Source organism: Christiangramia pacifica (assembly GCF_057221535.1).
Map to the genome: position 1 here is coordinate 71,947 of NZ_CM170146.1, position 26,547 is coordinate 98,493.

General features: G+C 33.1%; 26 protein-coding genes. 5 read left to right on the forward strand and 21 right to left on the reverse strand.

The window, feature by feature from the left end; translation table 11 throughout:
* Position 1 precedes the first annotated feature (1 nt).
* The 21 genes from AC2S94_RS00335 to AC2S94_RS00435 form a co-directional block, all read right to left on the reverse strand.
* Entirely contained in the window at positions 2–952 is a 951-nt protein-coding gene (locus tag AC2S94_RS00335; protein ID WP_484629530.1) for a glycosyltransferase family 2 protein, read from the reverse strand.
* A gap of 1 nt (position 953) precedes the next feature.
* Positions 954–1,898 carry a glycosyltransferase family 2 protein gene (locus AC2S94_RS00340; RefSeq protein ID WP_484629531.1) on the reverse strand — a complete coding sequence of 315 codons (945 nt, stop codon included), beginning with the start codon at positions 1,896–1,898 and terminating at the stop codon, positions 954–956.
* A 59-nt stretch (positions 1,899–1,957) separates the two neighbouring features.
* Entirely contained in the window at positions 1,958–3,067 is a 1,110-nt protein-coding gene (locus AC2S94_RS00345) for a hypothetical protein (RefSeq protein WP_484629532.1), read from the reverse strand.
* Positions 3,027–3,902: a glycosyltransferase family 2 protein gene (locus AC2S94_RS00350; protein ID WP_484629533.1), complete on the reverse strand. Its 876-nt coding sequence runs from the start codon at positions 3,900–3,902 to the stop codon at positions 3,027–3,029. Before AC2S94_RS00350 ends, AC2S94_RS00345 begins: the two co-directional genes overlap by 41 nt.
* On the reverse strand, positions 3,895–5,109 hold the full coding sequence (locus AC2S94_RS00355) for a glycosyltransferase family 4 protein (protein ID WP_484629534.1): 1,215 nt from the start codon (positions 5,107–5,109) through the stop codon (positions 3,895–3,897). The genes AC2S94_RS00350 and AC2S94_RS00355 overlap by 8 nt, the downstream gene beginning before the upstream one ends.
* 8 nt (positions 5,110–5,117) lie before the next feature.
* Complete coding sequence (locus AC2S94_RS00360; RefSeq protein ID WP_484629535.1) at positions 5,118–6,059, reverse strand: glycosyltransferase family 2 protein; 942 nt, start codon at positions 6,057–6,059, stop codon at positions 5,118–5,120.
* Positions 6,060–6,074: 15 nt separating this feature from the next.
* Positions 6,075–7,184, reverse strand: coding sequence for a glycosyltransferase (locus AC2S94_RS00365; protein ID WP_484629536.1), 1,110 nt, complete (start codon positions 7,182–7,184; stop codon positions 6,075–6,077).
* Positions 7,177–8,106 carry a glycosyltransferase gene (locus tag AC2S94_RS00370; RefSeq protein WP_484629537.1) on the reverse strand — a complete coding sequence of 310 codons (930 nt, stop codon included), beginning with the start codon at positions 8,104–8,106 and terminating at the stop codon, positions 7,177–7,179. Before AC2S94_RS00370 ends, AC2S94_RS00365 begins: the two co-directional genes overlap by 8 nt.
* Positions 8,103–9,245, reverse strand: a complete 1,143-nt coding sequence (locus AC2S94_RS00375) for a glycosyltransferase (protein WP_484629538.1) — start codon at positions 9,243–9,245, stop codon at positions 8,103–8,105. The genes AC2S94_RS00370 and AC2S94_RS00375 overlap by 4 nt, the downstream gene beginning before the upstream one ends.
* The gene (locus tag AC2S94_RS00380) at positions 9,242–10,306 is read right to left on the reverse strand and encodes a polysialyltransferase family glycosyltransferase (protein WP_484629539.1); all 1,065 of its coding nucleotides are present in this window, start codon (positions 10,304–10,306) and stop codon (positions 9,242–9,244) included. Before AC2S94_RS00380 ends, AC2S94_RS00375 begins: the two co-directional genes overlap by 4 nt.
* Positions 10,303–11,322, reverse strand: coding sequence for a polysaccharide pyruvyl transferase family protein (locus tag AC2S94_RS00385; RefSeq protein ID WP_484629540.1), 1,020 nt, complete (start codon positions 11,320–11,322; stop codon positions 10,303–10,305). The genes AC2S94_RS00380 and AC2S94_RS00385 overlap by 4 nt, the downstream gene beginning before the upstream one ends.
* A complete protein-coding gene (locus tag AC2S94_RS00390; RefSeq protein ID WP_484629541.1) occupies positions 11,301–12,488 on the reverse strand; it encodes an ABC transporter ATP-binding protein in 1,188 nt (395 codons plus the stop codon). Before AC2S94_RS00390 ends, AC2S94_RS00385 begins: the two co-directional genes overlap by 22 nt.
* Positions 12,489–12,499: 11 nt before the next feature.
* The gene (locus AC2S94_RS00395) at positions 12,500–13,330 is read right to left on the reverse strand and encodes an ABC transporter permease (protein ID WP_484629542.1); all 831 of its coding nucleotides are present in this window, start codon (positions 13,328–13,330) and stop codon (positions 12,500–12,502) included.
* A 204-nt stretch (positions 13,331–13,534) separates the two neighbouring features.
* Positions 13,535–14,089 (reverse strand): sulfotransferase family protein, encoded by a 555-nt coding sequence (locus AC2S94_RS00400; RefSeq protein WP_484629543.1) that lies wholly within the window; start codon positions 14,087–14,089, stop codon positions 13,535–13,537.
* Positions 14,090–14,095: 6 nt separating this feature from the next.
* Positions 14,096–14,929, reverse strand: coding sequence for a polysaccharide pyruvyl transferase family protein (locus tag AC2S94_RS00405; protein ID WP_484629544.1), 834 nt, complete (start codon positions 14,927–14,929; stop codon positions 14,096–14,098).
* A 385-nt stretch (positions 14,930–15,314) separates the two neighbouring features.
* A complete protein-coding gene (locus AC2S94_RS00410) occupies positions 15,315–16,289 on the reverse strand; it encodes a glycosyltransferase family 2 protein (RefSeq protein WP_484629545.1) in 975 nt (324 codons plus the stop codon).
* 17 nt (positions 16,290–16,306) lie between these two features.
* Positions 16,307–17,029 carry a hypothetical protein gene (locus tag AC2S94_RS00415; RefSeq protein ID WP_484629546.1) on the reverse strand — a complete coding sequence of 241 codons (723 nt, stop codon included), beginning with the start codon at positions 17,027–17,029 and terminating at the stop codon, positions 16,307–16,309.
* A 38-nt stretch (positions 17,030–17,067) separates the two neighbouring features.
* On the reverse strand, positions 17,068–17,916 hold the full coding sequence (locus tag AC2S94_RS00420) for a class I SAM-dependent methyltransferase (protein WP_484629547.1): 849 nt from the start codon (positions 17,914–17,916) through the stop codon (positions 17,068–17,070).
* Between the two features lie 25 nt (positions 17,917–17,941).
* Positions 17,942–18,751, reverse strand: a complete 810-nt coding sequence (locus AC2S94_RS00425; RefSeq protein WP_484629548.1) for a polysaccharide pyruvyl transferase family protein — start codon at positions 18,749–18,751, stop codon at positions 17,942–17,944.
* A gap of 33 nt (positions 18,752–18,784) precedes the next feature.
* Positions 18,785–21,253 carry a GumC family protein gene (locus AC2S94_RS00430; protein ID WP_484629549.1) on the reverse strand — a complete coding sequence of 823 codons (2,469 nt, stop codon included), beginning with the start codon at positions 21,251–21,253 and terminating at the stop codon, positions 18,785–18,787.
* Positions 21,253–22,041: a polysaccharide biosynthesis/export family protein gene (locus AC2S94_RS00435; protein ID WP_484629550.1), complete on the reverse strand. Its 789-nt coding sequence runs from the start codon at positions 22,039–22,041 to the stop codon at positions 21,253–21,255. Before AC2S94_RS00435 ends, AC2S94_RS00430 begins: the two co-directional genes overlap by 1 nt.
* 97 nt (positions 22,042–22,138) lie before the next feature.
* On the opposite strand from AC2S94_RS00435, the gene AC2S94_RS00440 reads away from it, so the two are divergent.
* The 5 genes from AC2S94_RS00440 (at position 22,139) to AC2S94_RS00460 (ending at position 26,414) form a co-directional block, all read left to right on the forward strand.
* Positions 22,139–24,013, forward strand: a complete 1,875-nt coding sequence (locus AC2S94_RS00440; RefSeq protein ID WP_484629551.1) for an ABC-F family ATP-binding cassette domain-containing protein — start codon at positions 22,139–22,141, stop codon at positions 24,011–24,013.
* A gap of 3 nt (positions 24,014–24,016) precedes the next feature.
* The gene (locus AC2S94_RS00445; protein WP_484629552.1) at positions 24,017–24,793 is read left to right on the forward strand and encodes an O-methyltransferase; all 777 of its coding nucleotides are present in this window, start codon (positions 24,017–24,019) and stop codon (positions 24,791–24,793) included.
* A gap of 44 nt (positions 24,794–24,837) precedes the next feature.
* Positions 24,838–25,539, forward strand: a complete 702-nt coding sequence (locus AC2S94_RS00450; RefSeq protein ID WP_484629553.1) for an ABC transporter ATP-binding protein — start codon at positions 24,838–24,840, stop codon at positions 25,537–25,539.
* Between the two features lie 50 nt (positions 25,540–25,589).
* Positions 25,590–25,763 carry a hypothetical protein gene (locus AC2S94_RS00455; RefSeq protein ID WP_484629554.1) on the forward strand — a complete coding sequence of 58 codons (174 nt, stop codon included), beginning with the start codon at positions 25,590–25,592 and terminating at the stop codon, positions 25,761–25,763.
* A gap of 78 nt (positions 25,764–25,841) precedes the next feature.
* Positions 25,842–26,414 (forward strand): cob(I)yrinic acid a,c-diamide adenosyltransferase, encoded by a 573-nt coding sequence (locus tag AC2S94_RS00460; RefSeq protein ID WP_484629555.1) that lies wholly within the window; start codon positions 25,842–25,844, stop codon positions 26,412–26,414.
* The last annotated feature ends 133 nt before the right edge of the window (positions 26,415–26,547 follow it).

A 26,547-nucleotide genomic window follows, 5' to 3' on the forward strand; every position in this document is an offset into this window, starting at 1 on the left:
TTTAATTTTTTATTAATCGTTTATAAGAAGGATAAACTCTTTTATACATAAAATACCTGCACATATATATTTTCTTCAATGTCAGGGACAAATTGAACTGTTTGAATAAAAAGGAATATTTTTCAAGGATAGCAGAATGCTCTTTTTCGTGATCAAATATAATTTTGAGTAATTTCCATTTAAAAAATTGATCGCCGTGAAAACCTTTAAAATTCAAATGAGCCTGCATAAGGTTTAAACTCAGCATTAATGATTCAATATGAACCTTGGTATACTGCTCACTAATTCTTTTACCACTATGAGATCTATATAAAACATAGCCTTCGCTCACATTTAAAACAAATTTACTCTCAGCAATAACCCTACTAAAAAACTCAGCATCGTCATTTAAGGTTAATCTGGTATCCCATAAACCGCCTTTTAGGACAAGTTTTACAGGGCTCAGATATGCACTACAAGGGACAAAGGTTTTCTTTTGTCCAATTATTTCAAATACTCTAGATGAATCTACTTGAGATACATTCCCGAATGAATTTCTCTTCTCCAATTTTTTTCCAGGCCAATAAAGATCCCAGCTACAGACACTAATAGCAAAATCACTTTCAGAGGCTTCCAACAGATCTACTTGATTAGCTATTTTATCACTTGAAATTAAATCGTCATCATCAAGCCATTGTACATATTTACCAGTGCTTTTTGAAAACCCAAAATTCCTACATGCAGAAGCTCCAGAAGGATAGTTCTTAGGCCTAAGATAAAATTTAAATCTTTTATCCTTCCTACCAAATTCGTCTTCAAATAATTTCAAATAAGGTTTTGCAGAGTGATCATCGACAATAATACATTCCCAGTTCTGATATTGCTGATTTTGTACAGAATTTAAACATTCTCTTAAAAGTTGCTCCCTATTAAAGGTTGGAATAATTATAGATACCAATGGAGAATTACTCATCTTAAGCTAGATTGATAAGTTTCCCAATTATTTTATATGAGAGGGTATGTATATTATTACTAATTTTAAGCAGTTTTAAACTACTACTGTTCATCCCTATCTTTCTAGCTTCCAAAATAAGCTTTTCTATTCTCTTAGGTTTAAAATCCAATAAAAGGAATGTTTTATAAAAAAATTTAATACTGGTAATAGTATGTAAGTTATTTGAACTAATATAATCCATCAATATTTGCCTACAAACTATGGAAGATTTAATTTTATCTATATTATTATTTCCCAGAGTTAATGTTCCAGGATGTTTTCTATATGTAAATAAATACTGATCAACAAACTCGTAATTTGAAGGGAAATGATAGCCTATTCTACAAAAAAGCTCCCATTCCTCGGCATAAGTTAAGTCACTATTAAATCTAAACTTTTCGAAGATATTAATATTCCATAAAGGTGTTAGACTATTAATAATCAAGCCTCCGGTTAGAATAGCATCTCCAAGATGAGAATGATCAAGTTCAAAATTTGGATAGATTCTTTTTTCCTCTCCGTCTGCCTGAATAATTAGCTTATCGAATTTACATACTGTGAAATTTAAATCAGGTTTTCTTTTAAAAGGCGCTAACTGCATTTCCAGTTTTCGGGGGTGCATTAGATCATCGTCATCAAAAAACTGGATGTAATCAAACTCCTTATCAGCTATTAAATCTAAACCAAAATTTCTGTTTCCAGAAAGACAAGCAGGATAACTTTTTGGCTTAGAAAACAACTGGAATCTGTCATCATCCTGGATATAAGAATTAATTGCTCTAAGTACTTCTTTGGTAGATCGATCATCTGTAATATAACAAGCCCAATTCTCAAAAGTCTGGGCTTTAATGGAGTCGATGGTCTCCTTAATAAGATCAGGTCGATTTCTCGAGGCCAGAAGTATGATCACTTTAAATTCTGTCATGAAATGATAAAAATATGGGTTTTCCAATAACTACTCCCATGATTATTCTTGACTTTACCTTAAACATGCAATACATTACCATATTTTCTAAATATAGCAATACTTTTCTCCTCTGCCTGAATATATATTTTTGTAAAGTTTTTGTTTTCGATTTGCCGAACAATTGAGGCAGGAGAAATATAATTATCGAAATATTCAAGGACTGCTTTCTGAATGCTAATTATGTGTGGCAATTCTAATTTAAAAATCATTTTTATCAATTCGTCTAATTCTTCCTTGTCATTATATACAAAAGAATTTTTCATATGAATTAATTGCGGCTCAAATAATTGAGCATAGCTTTTATGTAAAACTGGAATACAACCTACAGAGATAGCCTCATAAATATTATGAGATTGCGGAATTAATATCCCAGGTAGCGCCAGAAAAAAATGGAATCTTGATAAAGTATTTTTTAATTCCTCCCCAGGAATCCTGAAAGTTTTGGAAGTATCTATTAAAACTACCCGGTAATCGAAATCTCCATTCAAAAAGACATCAAAATCCTCTAAACTCTCTATATCAATATAATAATCCTTACTCCGTAAATAGTTAGACATACTTACACGATTAGGGATATCAAAAAAATTCATTTCAGAAATTTTCTGGTAGGTATCACTCATATTTCCTGCTATAAAAATTGAACGCTTTCTATTATTTATAGCTTTTTCGGCAGGCCTACTTGAAACTTCCCTATATAATTCAGGAAACTCACCAATAGGAACGCGAAAGACATTTTTGTTCCCGATGTTAGCAAAGTAATTATTGCTAAGTTTCTCTTTATTTAGATTTAAATCAGGACTATTTGGCTTACCAAATTTTATTTTTTCTTCTAAGATCCAGGAACTATAAATAAATTCTCCCTTTCTATGATGCAATAAGTTTATAAGCTTCTTATCTTTAGGAAGATATACCGTATACCCACTTATAATAAAATTTTTTATAAAATTATAGAGGTATCTGTTTGCTGCTAATTTTATAGGGTCTATATATACAGATTTATTATTTCTCTTTATGAATTTTGAAAACAGAATAGTTCGTCTGTAACGATATTCAACTAATAACCATTTTTTAATTTTGCTTAAAAAACTAAGATGGCTTCCCAAATTTTCTTTTTTTAAAAAATCCAAATATTCTGAATGGTTTTAAAAGATAATCCCCAATTTTATATTCCTTACTCTGCATAACATGTTGCTTAAAAGCTTCGCTTTTTTGCACACTTTCTAACCAGTCTGTTATAAACATGTCAAAATGCTTTTTATAAATCTCCGAATTTTTTAAAAAAATATATTTTAGTATTTCATATTTTTTCAGATTGGCATTCTTATTCCTGGAAAACTCCCTATTCCGATAATGAAAAAGTACTTCAGGAATCACTTCTACAAATCCACCATCTTTCAGGATCCTAATAAAGAATTCCCAATCTTCATAACCTTCGAGCATTTTTTCATCATACCCACCTGTAGCATGCCAGTCCTCCTTTAAAAACATAGAGGTACCTATGGCAATGTTTTTTATTAAAGTTTCTTTTATTTCTCCGCCTGAAGGTTTAAAAATTTTTGAATGATTGCTATCGAACCAGTTTCCATAACAGGATACAATTTTTACCGTTTTATTTTCTTGAAAAATATGAATTGCTTTTTCGGCAAAATCATTTTCAAAATAATCATCACTGTCAAGTACAAGAATGTATTCACCGCTAGCCCGTTGTATGCCGGAATTCCTGGCAGAACTCACACCTTTATTCTCCTGAGTAATTAGAAGATCTACCTTAGGCTCAAATTTTTTGAGAATTTCTTTCGTTTTCTTATTAGATCCATCATCAACTATGATAACCTCTTTATTTTTCCAGGTTTGATTTAGAGCAGACCTAATAGATTCACCTATATAATTATGGTCATTATAACATGGAATCACTATAGATAATTTACCAGAATCTATTTCTTCAACATTTACCTTAAGCATATATCTTTTTCCATTTTTTTTTGACACTTTCTTCTGAGAATTTATCTTGAATAAAATTCACTGCATTAATCCCCATTTTTTTGCGCATCTCAGGATTAGTCAATAAAAACTCTAATTTATTAGAAAAACAACTTACATCCTTTTCGGGGCAAAGAAAACCTGTATCTCCCTCTAAAATTGTATATTTCACCCCCCCACTATCAAAAGCCACCACTGGCACACCACATGCCTGAGCTTCGGCTGTGACCAATCCCTGGCTTTCCGCCATTCCTTTAGGATTTGTAATAGAAGTCATTAAAAAGACATCTGATTTCTGTAAATAATTAAGAACTTTCGACTGATTAGCAGGACCATGAAGAAAAACCTCATTATCCAGTTCCAATTGCTTTACTCTTGTTTTTAAACTATTTATAGAAGGACCATTACCCAGAATATGATACTGAACCTTATAGCCTTTTTGTTTTAGAATCTTCACCACTTCTATTCCAAATTCCTGACCTTTAAGTTCATCAATTCTTCCAACTGTAATTAAATTAAAAGTTCCACTCGTCTTATTTTGAGATACTGGCTTGAAAAATTGGGTGTCGACAGGAATTGGAATAATTTCAATTTTATTTCCTGGTGCACCCATTTTTATTAGTTTCTCCTTTAAATAAATAGTATTACAAACCAAATAATCTGAAACTTCAAACAACTTCTTGTAATAATTCTCATCTGTAATTATTCCATTTATTGGGAAATGCAGATCGTGACCATGAAAACTTACTATAATTTTACCTTTTAACAATCCGAAATATTTTAATTCATCCAAAGGATATTTGTTGGTTCCGAATTGAATATGGAATATATCAACTTTCTCTAATTTTTGATAAAAATTATATTCATAGTAAGGCGATATACAGCCTTCCCTTGAATTGAAAATATATTTAATAAAACCCTTTTTTTTAATGTTTTTGGCAATGGTTTGTAATGCATTTATAAATTTCCGGGTTTTGTTGTTATGAATTTTATAGTCTATAACTTCAATTCTTTCTTTTATATCATACTCATTGAATAATTCAGGATTAGCAATTTCAGCCAATGAGGTAAACTCACCTATTAAAACCTTAACATCATAACCCAGCTTGACTGCCAAAGCAATTTGATTGACAATAAATGTTTCAGAAAGCTTTGGAAATTTCCATATTTTAAAAACTATCCTTTTCACATCACAATCTAAAAGAGGTTACGAAATCTATATGGTGTACGGCCCATTATTAGAAAAAGGGGACCTAGAGTCAATAATTTATTTATTTTTCCAAAGTAAGAAATAGGAAGAATGGTGAAAAGTTTAAAAGAGTATTTATAAAATAGACCGATTTCATTTTGCTTGAGCACTTTTATTAGAAATAAATAATAATATCTTAACACCAAGCGTATATCTTTCTTGGTTCCATTCTTAAGAATAAAATCGACTCCTTTTAATCTCACCTTCATTTCACTGTTAATAGCCTCTTTATTCCCTGTATTAAAACTGGAAGTGATATTGTTATCATGTAATCTTACTTTTACCGTTTCCTGAGGAATATGGCTTATTTCCAAATCTGGTTTCTGTAAAAACCGGAGAAAAAATTCTACCTCCTGAGCTTTATAGAGAGTCTCATCTAACGTTAAATTCCGTAGAGATTCTCTTTTAAATAAAGCGGTTGGTAAATTGAAAAAAGCCCTTTCTGTGAGATAATTAATTAGATAATTACTTTTGGAATAGGGTCTATGCTCTATCAAATTCATCTCCGCATCGTTTAAACTGTATTGGGATAAACATATATCCAATTGAGGGTTCTTGAAAAACTCCTCTATTTGCATAGCTAGTTTATTGGGAAGCATAAGGTCATCACTATCAAACCACTGTATATATCTTCCTTTACTCAGTTCAAATCCATAATTTCTACAGGCATTCGCGCCATTTTTAATTTCCTTCGGTCTTTTATAAAAGCGTATGCGCTCATCTTTCAAACTGTAAAACTCCATCAATTCCTGGGTATAATCAATCGAACCATCGTCAATTACTAAACACTCCCAATCAAAATAGGTTTGACTAATTATGGAATCTAAAGTTTCTCCTAGAATTTCTGAGCGGTTATATGTGGGTATTATGACAGAAACTAACTTTTGCATTTCAATTAATAAAATCTAATTAAGACTTTTCTGTACTAAGTCATCTAAGATATTTATATGCTTATCTAAACTAAACTCTGCAGCAATACGTTCCCTTGCTTTTTCACCCATTTCTTTGGCCAGTAGAGGATTTTGAAGGAGCTCAATCATACATTCAGACATAGAACTGATGTCATGTTCCTCTACAAGCAAACCTGTTTCTCTATTTAAAACAACATCTGGAATTCCTGCATGTTTAGTCGAAATAACAGGTAAACCGGCGGCGCCCGCTTCTAATATTGCTACGGGTGTCCCCTCCTTATCCCCATTTTTAGCAATAATTGAGTGTTGAACAAATGCTAGAGAATTTGCCAAATATTCCATGAATTCTTCCCTACTAATAACACCAGTTAATACTACCTTTCCCTCAAGTTTATAATACTTAATTAGGTTATTGCAGCTATTCCATAGTTCACCAGCACCAGCAATAAATAATTTTGCTTCTGGCTCCTTTTTTATTACCTCAATAAAAGCTAAAATCAAATAGTAAGGTGCTTTTTTATCTACGAATCGACCAATGGCAATAAATTGCTTTTTCTTGAAAAACGGCATTACTTTTCGAAATTCATTTGAAGGTCCGCAAGGATTGTAAATCAATTTATCTCTTGGACAACCAATCTTTTCAAGGTCGTATATCATTTCTTTAGATACTGCAATTATGTAGGTAGCATACCTGAAAAGATCTTTATAATAATTATTAAGTTTTAATACATCTCGTTGTACAGCATCATAACCATGAAAATGAACAATTAAAGGTAAATTAAGATTTTTACAGGATGAAATAAGTGCACTTCCCGTAATACCATATTCTGCAAAAACAAGGTGTATCTTATTTTGCTTAAACGATTTTAAAAGTGCTTTTTCTGCAAGGGAGAATTTATTTAAGCTGAAATAACCTTTTAATATATCTACGATACGTTCTCGCCTTGAATTAGTAACAATTCCACCTTCCAACTTAGTAGGAAGCTCACCTCCGTAATAATAAAATATTCTACCATTTAAATGGTCTTTGTGAGCTTTTATAAAAGTTTCTGAATATTTATCCTTCCCAGGTGAACATAAAGCTATATTAACTTGTTTATCCATTTAAACGGTATCGCACGAAATTACTTAGAAAGGAAAGATAGGAAGTTTCAGATAATTTCACAGAGTAAAATCTGTTTCTTATTATATCTTTTAACTTATGTATATGATACCAACGATCATACAAATTACCTATTTCAACATTTTGTTCAATTTTTAATTGACTTATGTGATTTCTTATTGTAGCCTCTTCAAGAAGACGGTTAATAAATTTAGACCGAAAATTATGATTGCGACTTGTTGCGGAATGATCACGAAAAAAATTTAATGTTAGTGGATTAAATGCTATATCTCCTGTTTCACACAATCTCAACCAAAACAACCAATCTCCGCACATCTTCATATTTAGCAGTTCTTCAGAAAAAAGATACTTGGAGATCAGGTCTTTTCTAAAAAGCACTGCGCTAGCATTTGGAATTACATTTTTAACTTTCAAGTATTTCTTGATAAAAGTTAATCCATCAAATTTAAATTGGTTCTTCCAGATATTAGGTGAGAATTCTGAAGTATATTTTTCCCTGGAAAATAATATATTATCATGTTCGTCCACATCATAAGATTGAGAATAAATTATATCTATAGATGGATCTTTTTTTAAAGAACCTACCATTTCTTTTAGAAAAAATGGATCAGAAAAATCATCACTTTCAGCGATCCAGATAAAATCTCCCTGAGAGAGTTCAATACCTTTTTTCCACTGGATAAAAGGACTTCCAGAGTTTTCTGTGTTTTTAATGAAATGACTTACTTTTTTATTTTTTGAGTACTTATCTAAGATCTTTTCACTTTCATCTAAGCTGCAGTCATCTAACAATATTATTTCAAAGTTTTGATAAGACTGATTCAAAACGCTTTCTATTCTTTGCTCTAAAAATCGAGCATGATTGTAATTCGGAATAACAACAGAAACAAAGATATTCTTCAAATCATTAGACTTTTAATAGCGCTATATAATCTTGGACACTGCTTTTCTGAAGTGAATTGGCTAAATAACTCCCTGGATCTGAAACCATCCCTTTTAAGTTTGTCTCTATCTTTATAATACTCAACAATCTTCTCTGCCATAGATGCTATATTTAAATAAGGAACCACTTCACCACCTCCATGAACAAGTATTTCTTGAGTTCCCGTTGCTTTATCAAAACATATAATAGGTTTTTCCAAATTACCAATTTCGACTGCTACTAATGGAAAAGGATCTTCCCTCGATGATAAAAGAAAAACATCAAACCTGGAGAAAGAAGGAAATGGATTTTTTTGCTCACCTATAAAAGTCACATGATCTCTCAATCCTGCTTTAGCTATATCTGCTTCTATTATTGCTTTTTCTGATTCAGAAATAAAACCTACCCATTCAAACTTTATATCAAGCTCTTCGTAATTTTCTTTAATAAAATTGGCGATTTGTATGAATAAATCGCTTCCTTTTCTCCAATGTACTGTGCCCGCCCCACCTACTATAAAGCCAGATTTAGAAATCGATTTGATATGATTATTTTCCTCAATGAACTCATAAATCACTTCAATCTTATTTTCATCCCAACTAAAATTCCTGATTAGTTCATTTCCCACTGCTTCAGATGCTGCTATTAAATAATCAATATCTGGCTTATAATTCGTAAAATAAGGAGATTTCTGTTTTAGAATTGTGCTCATCTCATGCACATGTGCCAGAAGATAAAGCTTATGGCCGGTTAGTCTTTTAATATTACTTGCGATAGGAATAGAAAGAGCACTATTCGCATAAATCAGATCAAAGGTTTGTGCAGCTAAATTTTCAAATAGCTGTTTTTGCCGAGAAGATTCAAATATTTGAAACCCAATCTTTCTAAGAATTCTTTTTTTTAAATCTTCATGGAGTTTTAGTTTCTTTCCTTTAAAATCTTCTAGAGCAATATATTTATTACAGTTTGATCTGAAATCATTTTTAAGTCCTCCGCATTCGAGATCTAATACCGTACTGTTTATTTCAGGATGATGTTCTTTCAACCACTTTAAAAAATTTAAAAGAACCCTAGGTGCACCGGTTAACGAAGTGGCATGAGTAACAAATAGAATATTCATAGTGCTATAAATCTAGTTTGATATCTCTGACTAAATTTTTGTATTTCCTCATTGAATTTTTCTGGTAAGTAACTAGCACTATAGTTATAGATCATATTACTACTAGATCTCACACCTAAACAGGCAGAGGATGATGCCGTTACTAAATTTATAGAGTTTTTGATAATATCATCTCTATATATTTCAATTGGAATTGTTGCAAAATTATCCTCAAACCATATTACTTTATTACCTAAAGGCTCAAGAATCATCCTGAGCCTATTAATTTTACTTTGAGGATCTCTTGGATGAGGTTTTATAAGTATTGGATATTTATTTTTTGAAATTAAATCCTTTATTACATTGGTATAAAAATCAATTTCAATTTCCTTGGTACAAATATGGCTTAAGGCAAGATGTTGCAGAAACAGAATAACTTTTGGTTTAAACTTTTTCAATTTATTTTCGTAGGCAGAGAAAAAGTCATCTTTAGATAATTTAGCAATGCTCTTACTATATATGCTATCAGGAATAGCGACAGCGGTGCCCACCTTATTTGTATCTTCCATTAAATAATAAGGCGAATAAATCTTTTTATCTACCGGTATTTTATTTATTGGAGATCCTAATCCAAAATAATTTAGACTTTTTAGATCTCTCCTTTTTGGAGTATGAATCACCCCATCTGCAGTAAGAATTACAGATTTTGGTTTTAAGGCATTTAAAAGTAGGATATCTCCGGTCATTTTTTCTCTAAAAGTGATCATAACATCTTTCCCCCTCAACCCATCAAACTTATTATTGAATAGTTCTTTATTATAATTAAGTTTTTTTAAAAGACCCACAGGATTTCTTAAATCATTCTTTTTGATTGGCAGGGGATCTGGTATGTTTTTTAGCTCTCCTTTGTATTGAAGATCAAAACATTTACAGATTTTTATTAAACATTCAGTTAAGTGCTCACTTCTGTTGCCAATATAAAAAACTTGAAAATTTCTATGATATAAATTCAAGAATTTGAGGGTAGAAATCTGGGTAATCAACTGGCTACCTCCTGAGGTAAATATTAGAAATTCCTTCATTTAGACTCAAACAAATTAGAATAATTTTTACGTATCTCATTTCTAACCGAGTCAAGATCAATTTCTACTTTAATGGAATCATCAATTTTCAATCTTTCCTCATACGGATCTTGAATAATATTCTTTACAGAAACTTTGAAATTATTAAACAAACCCTCTATTTTCAGGGAATTGCTTTTTAGTGGTATTATTTCCTTTTTCAACATTATTGCAAATAATGCGATATGATACCTACCAGAAATAATCAGTCTGAATTCACTAATTATTTCCATGATTCTTGAAACATCAGTATCTCTAACATCTATAACAAATCCTCCAAGATTTCGCCAAAAATTGGCTAACTCAACTTCCTTATTTTCAACCAATAAAAAAGTTGGCTTACTTATTTTATTAATTTGAAAAAAATGATTTTCAAGAATTTTCTTAACTGTATTATTATTCTTACTCCCATATGTAAACAGAACTCCAGGAGTATATAGAAATTCTTTTTTTTCTTCAACCAAATTATAATTCTGGATAAGAAAAGCACAATCTGGAACAAGCTGGGTGGAAATACTACAATTTGACAGGTATTCATAGGACTTCTTTTCTCTAACAAAAACTTTATCACAGCTGGCTATTAGATTCAGTAGCGTTGGATTTAAATTGAAAAAAGATCCATTTACCAAAAATACTTTCTTTCCTAATTTCTTTCCTAATTTGGCAAAGGCAAGAAGAGCTTGAGCGCCTTGAGAATTTGAATGAATGGTTCCTTCTGCATTGATTAAAAAAATATCCACAAGATTCAATAATTTTATAATTTCAGGATTTGAACTTATTGAATCATAGCCGTTATTAAATTTATTCGGCTTTAAAAAAGATGATTTGAAAAAACGGTAGCAAAAACCTAAAGGAAATTGATATAAGATGTCACCTGGAACAATAGATTTAAGACCTTGAAGAGTTGCTTTGCATCCTGGATTTTTATCTACCAAATAAGTTACGTTAAAGAGCGCTATTCTGTTAATATTTCCCATTCAGTATTTTTAATAATTGAGGCAAATGAGTTAATAGAATTACCATAAATTAAGAATTCTTCAGCAGCATCATAACGGCAAATATTTCTACCTTGATAATTACCTTCTATGAATCCAATATTGATGAAATATTTTCCATTAGTTAAATCGATGTTTGGAATTTTTAGACGCATACGGGTTATTTTTCCAGAATTCTCGAAAACCTCTTTATCTGAGATAGAGAAAGATTGATATATTGACCGCATTTCTTGATCCAAAATTGTATAATGAACTAAGTAATTTTTTATTTGTAGTGGAAGTGAAAATTCCAAATAAAGAACTAAATCTTCTCCATAAAGAACTCTGTGATTCGATAATTCTGCCTTAAAATGTTTTAGAACAATATCACCTACGATAGCTTTTAAGCCAGAATTTTGATTTTTTAAATATAAATGAATAACGTCATTTATATCTCCAGATTTTTCTGTTATACCTCTTTTTAATAAAATTGCTTTTTGACAAATCCTTCCAACTAAAGGCATTGAGTGACTAACAAAAATCATACAACAGCTCTGACTTAATTCAGTCATTCTATTAAAACATTTTGCTCTAAAACTTGCATCCCCAACCGCTAGAACTTCGTCAATTATCAAAACATCCGGCTCCATTTGAGCTGCAACTGCAAAGCCTAAGCGCACCTTCATCCCACTACTATAATTTTGAATAGGCATATCAATAAATTCTCCCAGTTCAGCGAAATCAATAATCTCATGCAGCTTCTCGGTAATCTCTTTTCTACTAAAACCAAGAATAGCACCGTTATTGTATATATTCTCCCTCCCTGTAAGAATAGGGTTAAAGCCGGCACCTAGTTCGATTAAGGCACCTACTCTACCATTTATGGTTACTTTCCCCGCATCAGGGTTTATAAGGCCATTAAGAATTTTTAGTAATGTCGATTTTCCTGCACCGTTATGACCAATCAACCCAAGACACTCACCCCTTCTTAATTCAAAATTAATATCCTGCAATGCCCAAAATTCCTTATCCCTTAAAAGCCTTTCTTGTTTGTTCCCACTTACTCCAGATACCAGGTCTTTTATACCATACCATAAACTGGTCTTTAAATCCTTACAGAATTTTTTTGAGAGTCCCTCGACCTTAACCAAAACTTCATTCTCTTTCATTAAACCTTAATTTATCTTTCAACAATTATAGGAATAGACATTCTATAAAATAATAAAGCAATCATTAATAAAGGTAAACATAACACTATTACTATGACAAAATATAAGAGATGTTCCGGATATGCTCCTGTAATAAAATCTCTGCTGGTAAGAATAAGCGGTGTAAGAGGGTTTATTTCCATTATGCTTCTCATAGTTCCAGATTCTGGAATAGGATACACTACCGGAGTTAGGTACATTAAAAAACTAATCCCGTAAGATACTATCTTCCCAATGTCTTTATACAACATACTTACCGGGGTTAATAGTAGACCTAAAGTCGTTCCAAATAATATGGCTCCCAATATCGCAAAGGGCAATAAAATAATAGTCCAGTGAAATCCCACTCCATAAATTAAAATAAACACTAGTAAAAGTATAATCTTAACTGAAGAATTAAACAATAATTTATAAATACCAGAAACAATGATAGCTTCTTTCGGAAAATTAATTTTCGTTAATAAACCTTTAAACATATTGGTATTCTGCGTAGGCGAATTAATAGACTCTGTAAGTATAGACCAAATTAATGTTCCTGTAAATGCATATACTGGGTAAGGAATACCTGTATCTGTAACTTTAATAGTACCTGAATTATTAAGAAAAATCCAAATCGCAGCGGTTACAATTGGAGTGATGAAAGCCCATAAAATACCCAAATATGACTGCCGGTATTGCGACTTGATATCCCGCTCTGCCATTTGCCGGGATAGAAACCTGGATTTCCATATACCCAAAAAACTTTCTCGGGAAAGTCTCAGGAGATTTCTATTATTTTCTTTCTGGTATATTCTGGTCTCCAAAACTTCTTAATTATTTTCCCTATGTGCCTTAATTCTCTCTCTTCTAAGGACCGAATTAATATTTGAAATTTGCTCTTTTGTTAGAGTTTCTTTCCATTTATCCTTGGAACTAGAATTTAAACTTTCAATTTTTGGTTTATAATTTATTTTCAAAAATTCTTTAATTTCTGTGATTACTGATTCAGTATCTAGATAAAAGTCTTCCTATTTAAAATCTTTAAAATTATAAGGATATTTCGTTTTTAGTTCCTGAATTCTATTAAAATGAGACACCCATCTATAGGCACATTTACTTTCGTTAGGAAGATCCTGATAAAAGGAAAGGTTAGAATCCTTAATACCCAAAAGAGAATTCTCCTTATTTAAGAGCAACTTGGTATACCATTCTAAAACACCTTTATGCCTTAACATACTAGCAACAGTTCCGTAAGGATTTCGGTAGATACCTAAAAATTTTGCTTTAGGAATATAACGAAGAATTTCTTCTACATGCCATAAATTTGGGTGTGATTTTTCAATAATGAATGGTCTTGGACTAATAAACAATAAGAATTTATATTTCCATAGAACCTTTCTTAAGCTTGAGTGATTTGAATTTAGACCAGCGGCAAGTTCGACTAAAGAGTTAAAGGAAAGATTGTTTTCTATAAAAGAATAGGTTTTCTCAGGATGAGTGAGTGTTCGCGCAAGCAGATGTGTTCCCGATCTTCCCGTCCCTACTATAAAAACAATTTGTTTATTCTTACTAAAATTAGACATACAATTTTAAAATGGACACGAATTAAATAAATCCCTTTTTCTAGTATCTATAATTTCTCGTTTTGGTAAATATTCCATTGCGTCGTGAATTGAACAAGCCAAACTAAAATCATCTAGGCTATTTATTATTCTTGGTTTCGGGCAATCCATATTAACAGAAGCGTAATAATCATTAAATTTGATATTGTCTCCATATACACTATCACCAAATTTCACCCAAATGGCAGGTATTCCATAGGCATGTGCTACAATTAACCCATGTAAAGATGAGGATAATATCAAATTGCAATTTAAAATTTTACGAGTTACTGCCTCTACATTTCTTGTTAATAAATTAATTACTGATATTTCGTTTTTATTCTTGAAAACCTTTTTTGCCTTGCTAAATTCTGTAAAGTGTGGCACTACTCCAACTTTGAATTTAGGTTTGATATTTGGCCTGTAAAATTCAGGTAATAAGAGTGCGGGGTCTCCATAAACTTCGGGGCAATCTATATTTAATTCTAGAAGTCTTTTACGCGTAAATGGTCCTCTAACAGCCCTGAAATCGGCTTTTGCTATATCATGATTTACATTAATAATACCGCTCCCCCATATAACACTACATTCATCGCAAAAATTTAAAATGCTACCAACGCAGAAATAATTTTTAGACTTAAAAAACTCCTTAGGTTTATACCATTTTATTCTTTTACTGGTCATTTTTTTTGCTAAATACAATGATAATAAATCACCATAGTTCTCTTCTTGAAATCCAAATGTTCCTTTGATTCCTTTTTTTCTATAGAGTGATTTAGGGTAAGGATGGAATTGCTTCAATGAATACCAGAATAAATACATATCTCCTTAAGATTAAGATCTCTTTTAAGACCTTGTAAGTTATTATTTAATTTGACTTGTGCTCTTAATTCTAAAAGCCATGCTCTAATTTGCTTCTAAAAATATGTTTTATAGATCGGAACTAAGTTTTTTTTGAAAAAAGTTGAGACCCAGTTCTATTTAAATGCAACGTATTACAGAAAAAATTCTTTTGATAGGTTATTAAGTCTTTATAATAATCAAGAAAAATTAGATTATAATTCTGCGCAAAAGTTTTAAAAATTCTGATCATTTTCTGCCGAATCTCAATAAATTCTGTAATTTTAGATTGTCAGGAAATACAAACCAGTAAATAAAGAATACTGTTGGTAGGAAGATTGCAAAATCAATAGTATTGAAATACATTTTAATCTACCAGGGTTTGTGAATTTATAATAAACGTATTTTTAAATTTAGATAATCCCTTACCAGAAAAAACTACTAAAAGAAAAACAAAATAAATTTTAATAAACTTAAAACGCTTTTTAATAGTAAAGAAAGCATAATTAGCCCAAATAAAATTGAGAATTCTCAAAGATATCCCTAATCTTCTCTTACCTAAATTGAATTTAAAAACAGAAATCAATTGATTAAGATAGTAATCTTGGATCAACTGATTATCGCAATATTCTGTAAAAATTTGTTTTCTTAATTTAAAGAAACTAGCAAAATACAAATCCATATTTTTATAAAAATTCGAAGTGATACTATCATGCCCTCTTCTTAATTTAAATAATGGTTTGTGTACAACGGCAATTATTGGATTCATGCCAAACAAGCGTGTATGAAAATCTAAGTCTTGTGATATTTTTAAATCACTATCAAATAATGTTTTATTTAACAAATATTTCTTCCTCCATAAAGGACTGTGTGTGGGAATTCGATGATTTTCAATTAAAAGATTTTTCAAAATTTCTTTGTCCTTTATTCCGAAATATTGAGCTGTTTCTTTGTTGTAAGAAATTTTAAAAGATTCAAATTCACAGAGGCAACAATCAGCATTATATTTTTTTATTGCTCGGAGTTTTAGGTTTAAAAAATCAACCTGCATTATATCATCACTATCAAACCAATTTATGTAATTTCCTTTGGAAACTACAAAACCAAAATTTCTACAGGAATTAGCACCTGGGATCAAGTTATCAGGCCTTATATAAAATTTAAACCGAGAATCTCTTTCAGTGTAGAATTGAATTAATTCTTTTGTATAATCCGTACTCTGGTCATCGATTATAATACATTCCCAATTCACGTAGTTTTGATTGAGAATTGAATCCAAAGTTTGTCCAATAATTGGATACCGATCATGGGATGGTATTATAATAGATATTATATCGTCCAAATTTTCAATTTAAGTAATTAAAAAGATCTGGTATTTTTGTACGTTTCAGTTGCAACCACTAACACTTCTTTACTACCGAAATATGGTGTGGCATAAAATTTAATCCCTTTTTTAACTAAAATTTCTAAAAGGACTTTAACTGATTCCTTTTCAGCATCCCTTTCAAAATCATCAATTATAATTACAAATTCACTAGAAGCATCTAAGGACTCTCCGATCTTCAACATGTCAATCCTTGAATAATTTTTTGAACCAACTGGTCCATCAACTATATAGAGATCATAAGACTTAGAAAGAAATTTTTCAATCCCAGAATAAGACATACATTCTTTAGAATCGTATAATTCCGATGTGAGTTCACAAATTATAACTTCTGACCTTGTACTTAGTTCATTATTCTTGAGAAACTGCTTTTTCCATCTTTCATTCTCCTCGATAACTAGATGATTACTTGTTATAAGTATATTATCTAAATAGGTACTTATAAATTTTGAAGATTCACCTAATCCTAATTCCAAAATATTCTGCGGCTTTATTTCAGATAAAATTCTGTTTAAAATGTAAAAAAAGGCATAATTACCTGCCCATCTACCCACGTTTAAGGACAAGGTTTCTAGAAAGATTTTTCCACGAATACTGTCATGGTAAGTATGAGCCCAATTTAATTCTCGACATTCCTTAATTATCTGTTTCTGATTCCTTCTATTTTCACGAATTAAATTTTTAATTTTATCAATCATCTTTTTAGTTTAATAAGAAATAGAGAATAAAAATTCCTTCAAATGTTCTTCTTTCTAAGAATTATTAATTGACTTCTTGTAAATTTTAGATTTATAAATTTGGGTAAATACCTTTCATTTCGCAATGCCCAACGACGATATTTTAAATTTATCAAATCTTGCTTAGGAAAAAATCGATGAAATCTCTCCAAAGTTCCAATAGGAAAAACTTTTACATATTCGAAAAACAATTTTCCTACATTTTTAAAATGTTTAGAGCTATAACTCCTATCTGGATGAGGATCCTCATTTTTCCACAATTTAAAGGCCTTCTTATCAAATTTAGAGGGACGGTCTGTAACGGGAATATACCACCGTATTTCATCAAGAAGCTTGCTATTAACAGCCGGTTCAAAAAATCTTGCCTCGCCATTTATTTTCAATAATCTTGCGCACTCCTTTAAGAAAAGTTTCTCTTCTTCTAACTCCAAATGATGCAAAAATGCCTTACCAACAATTAGATCAAATGATTGATCTTCCAAATTATTATTAAGAAAATCACCCTGATAGAATTTGATAGGTATATCAAAATCATGAGCTTTATTTAGTTCTTTTATAATATCTCCAGAAGTATCCGCTATATCGTTAGCCCAAACCTCTGCACCTAATTGTGCCATCACAGCAGCGTTGGTGCAATCCCCGCAACCAAGTTCCAGAACTTTCTTTCCGTGTAACCGTTCAGCAAAATCAAACTTATATAATCCATGCCAACTTGTTTCGGTTTTAATAGCATTATCCAGAAAACGATCAAGATTATTTATCTTCCATAAAATCGTGCCGATAGAAATTTTTGAATAAGCTTTATCATAATGTTGCTTATTTTTAATATGATTATCCTTAACTACCATGACAAAATTTATTAATTCTGAAGAACTACGACGTTTTAAAAGGACATGATTTTATCAATCCTAATTTCAAATCTTCAATTTTTTTCATATTGGGTTGATCTATTTTAGAAACCAAATCCAGTAATCTTTTTAGCGAAAGACTAGAGCTCATATTTATTTGCTTAAAATCGTTAATGCCAACTGAAGCATAATAATCTTCGTATTTAATTCCATCACCAAAAACATTATCAGAGAACTTCACTGATAATGCCGGAATTCCATACGTATGAGCTATGATTACCCCATGAAGAGACGACGAAACGATCTTCTCACATTCCAGAATCTCTCTAGTTGTTTTTTCAACATCAAGAGTCATCATATTAACTATTCTAATTGAGTCAACATCTTTATATCGGCTTACAACCTTATGATAATCATTGTAATGAGGAATGATTCCAAGTTTATATTTAAACTTGATTTTTGGATTAAAGTAAACTGGAAGTAGAAGAGCAGGATCACCAAAAACCTTAGGAACCTTTTTATTTAAGTTTAATAAAAAATCTCGCGTTTTAGGTCCTCTTACGGCTCTATAATCTTTAGCTTCAATAGAATGCTTTCTGTCGATAACTCCGCTTCCCCATATTATACTATTCCTATTGGAATGCTGTAAAATACTACCTATAGCTAAATAATTATTTTTTTTTCTATACCAAGAAATCTTTTTAGGATGAGTCCAATTCACCTTTTCTCCAGAAATCTTTTCAACAATATATTTCGACAACAAATCGCCATAATTCTCTTTCTTCTTTTGCATGAGCCTGGGCTCACTCCACCAAAATAAAGGTATTTTAGACATAATAACTACCGTATTGTGAATTTGAAGAAAAATCTACTCAAAATTCCTCATAAACTTTTTCCAGGACTTTTTTATTTGTGAGATTTTGGTAGGTGTAGCTCCGTAGTATCCTTTAGCATATCTATTATATCCATAGCCATAGCCGTAACCATATCCATAGCCATAACCATAGCCGTATTTCGCGCTGTGTACGAAGTGATTCAGTACAAAGCTGATATTTTTAACTTCCTCTTTAGCGTATTTCTGGTTGATGGTTTCCAGCATCCCTCTTTTAGTATAATCCTGTCTTACAAGGTATAAGGTCGCATCGGCGTGTTTTACCAAGTTAAGGGCATCTGCCACCATTCCAATTGGTGGGGTATCCAAAATAATGTAATCATATTCCTCTTTCAACTCATCAATCAAAGTGTCCATTTTTTCAGATAATAGTAACTCAGATGGATTTGGAGGCACTGGTCCTGAAGTAATCACATCTAAATAAGGTATTTTACTACTTTGAATTATCTCTTTTGAAGTAACCTGATCTATAAGATAATTTACTATTCCCAGATCATTATTCAATTGGAAATCATCAAAGATCTTTGGCTTTCGAAGATCCACCCCAACCAGCACAGTTTTCTTTTCACTAAGCGCAAACACGGTAGCCAAGTTCATGGCACAAAAAGTTTTTCCTTCACCTGAAACGGATGAAGTGATAAGCACGGTTTTTGAACCCGTAACTCCCTGGCGTTTGTACATAAATTGTAAACTAGATCGAAGCCCCCTAAAGCTTTCTGAAATGGACGACTTAGGCGATTCAAATACCGCCAGATTACTACTCATCTTATTTTTACCGATTAAGCCAATTATCGGAATAGGAGATAATCTGGTAATTTCCTGGGCGTTGTGAATATTGGTATTTAGAAATACTAGTAAGAACACAAAACTCAAGGGTATCAAGCCACCAACCATTACGGCCATAACATAGTTTAATTGCGTATCAGGTCCTATCCTTCCTCCACCGGTATCTTTTGCTTCATCGATAACTAAAACATCACTTACATTAGCGGCCTTAATTAAACCGGCTTCACTACGTTTTTCCAAGAACATATTGTAAGTACGCTCATTAATAGCATATTTACGTTGAATTTTTAACAAATCTTGCTCTTCCTGTGGTAATTTCCGGACTTCATTTTCCAGTCTACCAATCCGCGCATTTATATCCTGAAGCTCACCTCTTATCAGACTCTTGGAACTATTTATATTTTCTATTAGTATAGATTTAACTGAATTGATCTGCCTATCAATATCGTCGAAAACAGGCGAATTCTCTTTTAGGGTATATTGGTAATTCTGTCTTTCTTCCGCTAATTGAATGATCTTTTGAACCCCAGAGGCTATACTTCCTTCATCAATTCCAGCCACTGTTGGAGCTGGCACGTTAGAATAATCCGTTCTTGTTTGTAGATAGGTTTCAAGATTATCGTAATAAGATAACCTTCGTCTAATCTGTTCTTTTTGCAGATCAAGCTCAGCAAGCCTTCCGGATATTTGACCACTCTCTGCAGAAATATCCATGATGGAATTCTCATTTCTAAAATCATTTAATTCATTCTCCACTTCCTTTAATTGAGCCGCCTGTACCGCCAGGCTGCTGTCAATAAATCTAATGGTCTTGGTAGCAAACAGATTTTTTCGTTCCAGCATATTTTCACTTAGAACCTGCACAGATCCATTTAAATAATCAACAATTCTGGCCTTGTTTAGACCGGTTTGACTAAGGTTTAATACGGATGAACCTTGAGATTGCGGCGATATCCCTACACTTCTATATCTGCCAACAGCGGAGTTGAAAGACATAAAGTTAACATAATAAACTTTTCCTGAATTTAATGGCTTTGAGGTTCTTTCCAGATAACCTGAAAAAAATGGTAAGTTAACCTGCTCGCCTATTTTAAAATTCCTTTTAAATTCCCTGGCCTCTACAGTTCGGTTATCAGTTTCTTTTGTTGAATAATTCGTCCGACTAAGATTTTCCGGAACTTTTGCACTGATACTATAAGTAATATCGTCAACCATATTAATTTCCATGGTAACGTTATTTGCCTGGTAAACATTAGTATCGGCAACAATTTTAAAAGGTGTAAAGCCATAAGCATCTACTCGCTGATATTCCCCCTGCTGCAAATAATTGATATAGAACTGTAATTTCTCTACTACCTCTTCGTTATGTGATCGAGACCTGAGAATGGTCATTGCAGTATTCACTTTATCAGACGTCCCTCCCCAATTAAAAGTTAGACTCGTATTCGAAGTAAAAAATGGATTCTGGTCATCCTTAATAGAGATTGTATTTCCCAAACGGTAAACAGGTAGCTTTCTTACATTATTATAATATGCTACCGCCAGACTGATCCCAACAGAAAGAAGTATCAACTTCCAATAACTGATTATTTTCAGGATAAAACCTTTAAAATCGAAGGTAGATCCTACATCTGATATGTGATCATCTTCATGCGCCATTATCTGGTAGTTAAAAAATAAATTGAGGTTGCCAAAGTAATCAAACTAGTTACCGTTCTAAAAACTTCAAGACCAGTGGTACCCAATCCTAGAGCTTTCCTAGGCAACGGGTTGACCACGATCATATCGTTGGGCTGTATATAATAATAAGGGCTACTTAAAGCATCAATATTTGTAACATCTATTTCATGAACTTCTTCTCCTTGCGGATACTGCCTAATGATCTGAACATTTTCTCTATCCCCGTAATCGGTAATTCCACCGGCATTAGCGATTGCCTCCATAATGGTAACCTGTTCCTTATAGATAACCTGGCTGCCCTGCCCTATTTCACCCAGGGTAGTATACCGAATCCCCGCAAGCTTTACGGTCACGAATATATTCGCTTCCTCCTTAAAATATTCTTCCAGTAACTTTTGCTCTATTTTTTCTCGAACTTCTTTCTCCGTAAAACCAAGAACATTTACTTCGCCCATGGTTGGAACCCTGATATTCCCGTGATCATCAACGGTGAAACCATCAAAATATACTGCCTCTTCTGTAGTTGCATTTGGATTTTCGCTTCCGATTGGGTTGAACATACCCACAATATCCTGATCAAGAGCCTTCACCCTGATACTTAAAAGATCTCCAGTTTGAATACGGTAGGGTTTGCGCAATCGCTGAACCTGGATAATGCTGTCTACCTCTTCATCATATTCCTGAAGATAGGACATCTGCTTTGTAGATACGCATGAGGTTAAGGCTAGTACTGCAGCGAATAAAAACAAAAAGGATTTAAATCGCATAGAGGGCTTCACATTGTTTTAACAAATATAGTTTTTACGAGCTAATAATAAAATAAACCGGAGAATTTCTCTTTATTTTGCATTCAAATAACTTTAAGTGAATTACCTCTCAGTAGAAAACATAGCCAAATCATACGGCGAGCGCCGACTCTTTGAAAATATAAGTTTCGGAATAAACAAGGATCAAAAAGTTGGGTTTGTGGCCAAGAACGGAACCGGTAAAACCAGTTTATTGAATATCCTCGCGGGAACCGATTCCCCAGATGAAGGCCAGGTGATCTTCCGGAATGATATTCGCGTAGCTTTCTTATCTCAGGAGCCGAACCTGGATCCTGAACTGACTATCGAGCAAAGTATTTTTTCCAGTGAAAACCCAACGCTTAAAGTAGTGGCGCAATATGAAAAAGCCATGCAAAATCCTGAGGATGCCGATGCCCTTCAAAAAGCAATGGATGCCATGGAAGCTAATAACGCCTGGGATTTTGAAACCGAATTCAAACAGATCCTTTTCAAACTAAACCTGGAAGATCTGCAGGCGGTGGTAAAAAACCTTTCCGGTGGGCAGAAGAAAAGACTTGCATTAGCCAGAATGCTCTTGAAAAAACCTGATTTTATAATTCTGGATGAACCCACCAACCACCTGGATCTCGATATGATAGAATGGTTGGAGGAATATTTTAGAAAACAGGATTTTACAATTTTCATGGTGACTCACGACCGTTATTTTTTGGAACGTGTTTGTAATGAGATCATCGAACTGGAAGATGGTAAACTCTATACTTATAAGGGAAACTATTCCTATTACCTTGATAAAAAAGAGGAAAGGCATCAACTCGAAGCGACCAATACCGACAAGGCTCAGCAACTATATAAAAAAGAGCTGGAATGGATGCGCCGACAACCAAAAGCGCGTACCACCAAATCAAAATCCAGAATTGAAGATTTTCACGAGATCAAGCACAGAGCGAGTCAGCGCAGACAGGACCATAAGGTTCAGCTGGAACTCAACATGGAAAGACTGGGTAGCAAAATCGTAGAGATCCATAATATTTCTAAGGAACTCGGTGGGAAACAACTGATGAATAAATTCAGTTATACTTTTCAAAAAGGGGAACGCCTGGGAATTATCGGCAAGAATGGTACGGGAAAATCCACTTTTCTGAATATGCTTACGGGCAATATGAAGCCGGATACCGGGAAAATCGTGATTGGTGAGACGGTAAAATTCGGCTACTACACTCAAAAGGGTATCAAGATCAAGCCAGGACAAAAAGTGGTAGAAGTTATTAAAGAATTTGGTGATTATATTCCGCTAAAAAAAGGCAGACAGATTTCTGCCGAGCAACTTTTAGAGCGCTTTTTATTCGATCGTAAAAAACAATACGATTACGTAGAAAAATTGAGCGGTGGGGAAAAGAAGAGGCTTTACCTATGTACGGTTCTAATTCAGAATCCAAATTTTCTTATTCTCGATGAGCCAACAAATGACCTTGACGTGCTAACCCTTAATGTACTGGAGAATTTCCTAATGGATTTTCCTGGATGCATCATCGTGGTTTCTCACGACCGTTATTTTATGGATAAGATCACAGATCACCTTTTCGTCTTTGAAGGAAAAGGAGATGTTACAGATTTCCCGGGGAATTATACCGACTACCGCGAATATGAATCCTCAAAACCAAAAGTTGAAAAATCTGCTTCCGACAATTCCGAAACGAAAAAAGAAAAGAAGGAGTATAAATCCAGTAATTCCGGTACTGCATTAAGCTACAATGAGAAAAAGGAATTTAGTAAGCTTGAAAAGGAAATCGCGAAACTGGAAAAGAAAAAAGAAGAAGTTCAACAGCGATTTCTTGAGGAATTAAATGGAGACGAAATTGCGGAGAATTCGGTGAAGTTGAAGGAGATCGAAAATGACATTGAAAGTAAAACTGAAAGATGGTTTGAGTTAATGGAAAAACTCGAGTCTTAAAAAATGTATTTTCAGGTAAAAGCATATTTCAATTTTCTAATTAAAAGCCAGAATCAACATGGCCTGCACTCGCCTTTCGTGTATGATCTGGTAACCAAATCCTTTTACGATAAATCAGAATATCCCGAATATCAGCTCATCAGGCAATTCAGGAATGACCTTCTGGGAAATAAGACGCAGATAAAAGTTCAGGATTTTGGAGCAGGAAGCAAAGTTTTTAAATCTGCTGAACGACCGGTCTTCTCGGTTGCCAAAAACGCTGGCATCACTTTATACAGAGCGAAATTGCTGAACCGAATTATTAAGTATTTGAATATTGAATCAGCCCTCGAATTGGGAACTTCATTAGGTATCGCCTCTTCAGCGATCGCAGGCAATAAAGAGACTAATTTAATCACCATCGAAGGTTGCCCGGAAACGGCAAATTTTGCTGATCAGCAATTTCAGAAATATCAGCTTGAAAATATTGATCTCAGAATAAATAAATTTGAAAAATCCATAGATGAAATTCTTCAGGAGGATAAAAAATTTGATCTGATCTATTTTGATGGAAATCATCAGAAAGATGCTACCCTCAAATATTTTCAAAAACTTTTAACTACTGCACACAATGATTCCGTATTCATTTTTGATGATATTCATTGGAGCCAAAGCATGGAAGAGGCCTGGAAAGAAATTATCATTCACCCCGAGGTAAGAGTAAGTATAGACACTTTTCAATGGGGACTGGTATTTTTCAGAAAAGAGCAGGTGAAGCAGCATTTTAGAATTAGGGTGTAACAAAAAAACTAAATTCACGTCATACAGATGAAAATTTATTCTGAATGAGCAAAGTAATCGAGATTCGAAATATCACCAGGGATTTTCCATTGGGACAGGAAATTGTAAAGGTTTTAAAAGGAATCAACCTGGATATTGAAAGAGGTGAGTATGTTGCGTTTATGGGTCCTTCTGGATCTGGAAAGTCAACCCTGATGAATCTTCTTGGCTGTTTAGATACTCCTACTTCGGGTTCATACATCCTGAACGGAAAAGATGTTAGCCAGATGACCGATGATGAACTTGCTGAAATCAGGAATAAAGAGATCGGCTTTGTTTTTCAAACTTTTAACCTCCTACCCAGGACTACAGCTCTAGACAACGTTGCCTTACCAATGATCTACGCTGGCGCTTCTAAAAGTGAGCGTAAAGAAAGAGCTGAAGATGTTTTGCGAAGTGTTGGTCTTGGAGACCGTATGGATCACAAACCTAACCAGCTTTCTGGTGGACAGAGACAGCGTGTAGCGGTGGGTCGTGCTTTGGTTAACAAACCTTCCATTATACTTGCCGATGAGCCTACTGGAAACCTCGATTCTAAAACTTCAGTAGAGATCATGAATCTATTTGATGAAATTCATGCTGCTGGAAATACTGTAATTCTCGTGACTCACGAGGAAGATATCGCTGAGCATGCACATAGAATCATCCGTCTTAAAGATGGTATGGTAGAAAGAGATGAAAGAAAATCAGTAGTTAGCCCATCGTAGTTGAAAAATAATTTCAATTTTCATATCTTAGATTTTATAAAACATTCATAATGATCGATCTGGACCAGGAAACCTGGATTTATCTTAGCATCATCGCCGTATTCTTAGCCTATTTTCTCTGGAACTCACGCCGGACAAAAAGGATCAAAAAAGAACGGAAGAATAGAAATTTCCGAAGAAGATATATGGAAAGAAAACAGGAAAAAGAATCTGATTCCCTGTAAATAATAATCGGTCAATATAGGCTGAATACTTTCCTCTCCCCACTAATCTTTGTAACTTTAGGCTTCTAAAATCTGAAGATGAAAATTTACACCAAAACTGGTGATAAAGGAACTACTTCCCTATTTGGAGGTACTCGCGTTCCTAAGCACCATATAAGAATTGAGAGTTACGGAACCGTGGATGAATTGAATTCCCACATCGGTCTGCTTAGAGATCAGGATACCGATACAGAAACGAAAGAATTTCTGACTGAAATACAGGATCGCCTATTCACTATTGGCTCTATCCTGGCCACAGATCCCGAAAAAGCTACTTTGAAGAACGGTAAGGAGAGATTGAATATCCCGAAGATCTCTGAAAAAGATGTCGAAAAACTGGAGCTTGAAATAGATAAGATGAATGAAGAACTTCCAGAAATGACACATTTCATTTTACCGGGGGGCCACCAAAGCGTGTCATTCTGTCACATAGCGCGCTGTGTTTGCCGCAGAGCCGAAAGACTTTCAAGCGCATTGTATGACATTGAAGAGTTTGAAGAGAAGGTTCTGGTCTACCTCAACCGACTTTCAGACTACCTATTTGTGCTGGCACGGAAGTTGTCTAAACAATTACAAGCTGAAGAAATTCAATGGATCCCAAAAAAATCCTGATTACTTCTCAATTTTGAAAAAACCTTTGCGAAAATTGCAAAGAATAGTAGAAATTATTATGTTCTTATCATTATTGTATAAATAATAGATTTTTTTCTTGGCTATTAAGGCAAAAAAATTATTTTTGCCAAAA

Coding starts and splice junctions, on each gene's coding strand:
- AC2S94_RS00335 (WP_484629530.1), bottom strand. CDS start 952: ATGAGTAATTCTCCATTGGTATCTATAATTATTCCAACCTTTAATAGG.
- AC2S94_RS00340 (WP_484629531.1), bottom strand. CDS start 1,898: ATGACAGAATTTAAAGTGATCATACTTCTGGCCTCGAGAAATCGACCT.
- AC2S94_RS00350 (WP_484629533.1), bottom strand. CDS start 3,902: ATGCTTAAGGTAAATGTTGAAGAAATAGATTCTGGTAAATTATCTATA.
- AC2S94_RS00360 (WP_484629535.1), bottom strand. CDS start 6,059: ATGCAAAAGTTAGTTTCTGTCATAATACCCACATATAACCGCTCAGAA.
- AC2S94_RS00365 (WP_484629536.1), bottom strand. CDS start 7,184: ATGGATAAACAAGTTAATATAGCTTTATGTTCACCTGGGAAGGATAAA.
- AC2S94_RS00375 (WP_484629538.1), bottom strand. CDS start 9,245: ATGAATATTCTATTTGTTACTCATGCCACTTCGTTAACCGGTGCACCT.
- AC2S94_RS00380 (WP_484629539.1), bottom strand. CDS start 10,306: ATGAAGGAATTTCTAATATTTACCTCAGGAGGTAGCCAGTTGATTACC.
- AC2S94_RS00385 (WP_484629540.1), bottom strand. CDS start 11,322: ATGGGAAATATTAACAGAATAGCGCTCTTTAACGTAACTTATTTGGTA.
- AC2S94_RS00390 (WP_484629541.1), bottom strand. CDS start 12,488: ATGAAAGAGAATGAAGTTTTGGTTAAGGTCGAGGGACTCTCAAAAAAA.
- AC2S94_RS00400 (WP_484629543.1), bottom strand. CDS start 14,089: ATGTCTAATTTTAGTAAGAATAAACAAATTGTTTTTATAGTAGGGACG.
- AC2S94_RS00405 (WP_484629544.1), bottom strand. CDS start 14,929: ATGTATTTATTCTGGTATTCATTGAAGCAATTCCATCCTTACCCTAAA.
- AC2S94_RS00415 (WP_484629546.1), bottom strand. CDS start 17,029: ATGATTGATAAAATTAAAAATTTAATTCGTGAAAATAGAAGGAATCAG.
- AC2S94_RS00420 (WP_484629547.1), bottom strand. CDS start 17,916: ATGGTAGTTAAGGATAATCATATTAAAAATAAGCAACATTATGATAAA.
- AC2S94_RS00425 (WP_484629548.1), bottom strand. CDS start 18,751: ATGTCTAAAATACCTTTATTTTGGTGGAGTGAGCCCAGGCTCATGCAA.
- AC2S94_RS00430 (WP_484629549.1), bottom strand. CDS start 21,253: ATGGCGCATGAAGATGATCACATATCAGATGTAGGATCTACCTTCGAT.
- AC2S94_RS00435 (WP_484629550.1), bottom strand. CDS start 22,041: ATGCGATTTAAATCCTTTTTGTTTTTATTCGCTGCAGTACTAGCCTTA.
- AC2S94_RS00445 (WP_484629552.1), top strand. CDS start 24,017: ATGTATTTTCAGGTAAAAGCATATTTCAATTTTCTAATTAAAAGCCAG.
- AC2S94_RS00450 (WP_484629553.1), top strand. CDS start 24,838: ATGAGCAAAGTAATCGAGATTCGAAATATCACCAGGGATTTTCCATTG.
- AC2S94_RS00455 (WP_484629554.1), top strand. CDS start 25,590: ATGATCGATCTGGACCAGGAAACCTGGATTTATCTTAGCATCATCGCC.
- AC2S94_RS00460 (WP_484629555.1), top strand. CDS start 25,842: ATGAAAATTTACACCAAAACTGGTGATAAAGGAACTACTTCCCTATTT.